The 1,347-nt window shown below is 62.8% G+C and carries 2 protein-coding genes; both read right to left on the bottom strand.

Features of this window, described 5'->3' with window-relative positions:
* Positions 1-508: 508 nt before the first annotated feature.
* Positions 509-937 (bottom strand): transposase, encoded by a 429-nt coding sequence (locus ACFV3E_RS46750; RefSeq protein ID WP_500542650.1) that lies wholly within the window; start codon positions 935-937, stop codon positions 509-511.
* Between the two features lie 39 nt (positions 938-976).
* Positions 977-1,347: integrase core domain-containing protein (locus ACFV3E_RS46745; protein ID WP_500542648.1), on the bottom strand; the 371-nt coding region annotated here is incomplete at its 5' end.

Below are 1,347 nucleotides of genomic sequence, written 5' to 3'. Positions count from 1 at the left end.
CTTTGCTCCCGCACCCGGTGAAAGTCACCGGCCCCTCGCCCAGTGCCCATGAATACGACATAGCACCAGACACATGATCAGCCAAGGTCAGTCAGCCCCTCACAGTGTCCGCTGCTTGAGGTGCTCCCTCTCGCCACCGCTGCACGGTGGGCAGTATCGGGGCTTGCCTTCTCCTGTTCCATGCGGAAGCCGCAGACCGGGCTCACGTCGCCTGCATGCCGGACACCACCTGGCCAATAGACGGGCTCCCGCCAGGCTCATCCCGGAGTTCGGAGAACACCCCGGTTTTGATGTCGTCTGTTTTCGTTTCGACACGTCAGCAGCGATTCACTTGCGTTCGTCTTCCCGGTCCCTACCTGACGCCTCTTACGGCGCCTTTTCCTCATCGCTCACCACGACAGTCTTCGGCTAACGCGGCATGAGGCGGTTTGGAGCCTCCCCCCGCAGGGCGGCTCCGAAGGGCCACAAAACCTTCATCATCCGCACAGCGCCACTCTTGAAAGCTGCCCTACAAACAACTCCCCTTCGTGTTCAGGACACAATCTCCGGCGAAATACTTGGCCGCCTTGCGGAGTATGTCCCGCTCGGTGGCCAGCTTCCGCTCGCTCGCCTCCAGCTCGGCCACCCTGGCCTCGAGCTGCCTGATCCTCTCGTCCGGTTTCGAGGACGGCGTCGCCTGCGTGGCTCGGGCCACGCTCTCGGCGTCCCGGGCAGCGTCCGGACCGACGCCCCGGCGTTCGAGGTTTCGCAGAACCCAGTTCCGCAGGGTGTTCCTGTTGACACCCAGGTCGGCGGCGATGCTGTTGCAGGTCGCCCCGGGTGTGGACTCGAACAGGGCCACGGCATCGGCCTTGAACTCGTCCGAGTAGTCCTTCATCGCCATCGACGGTCTTCTCGCTTCCTCCGGATCAAGCAGATCCAGTATCAGCGTGTCCACCAATCAGGGGGATGAACCGTTCCGGGTTCGATAGAGATCTCAGATGTTGTATGTGACCTGGGGTTTCGTGGTTGTGAGGTAGTGGCGGGCTTCGTATTCGGCGGGTGGGATGTGGCCTATCTCTCCGTGGAGCCGCGTGTGATTGTACCAGTCGGTCCACTCGGCGGTGGCCAGTTCGACCTGTGCCAGGGACCGCCAGGGTCGCTGTGGCTTGATCACCTCCGTCTTGAACAGCCCGATGGCGGATTCCATCAGCGCATTGTCGTAGGCGTCGCCGACCGATCCGATCGAGGCGGCGATGCCGGCCTGCTCTACCGGTAGTTCGTTAAATCCGGTGGTGGTGTGGGTTGACGGCGGGTCGGGTTGGTCGTAGGCCGGTGGTAGGGGTGAACTGCCGTGTTGGGGGCTGA

This window comes from Streptomyces sp. NPDC059718 (assembly GCF_042733315.1).
GTDB lineage: Bacteria > Actinomycetota > Actinomycetes > Streptomycetales > Streptomycetaceae > Actinacidiphila.
Note: the sequence above shows the minus strand (reverse complement) of the source record. Positions and strands in the feature narration are given on the sequence as shown.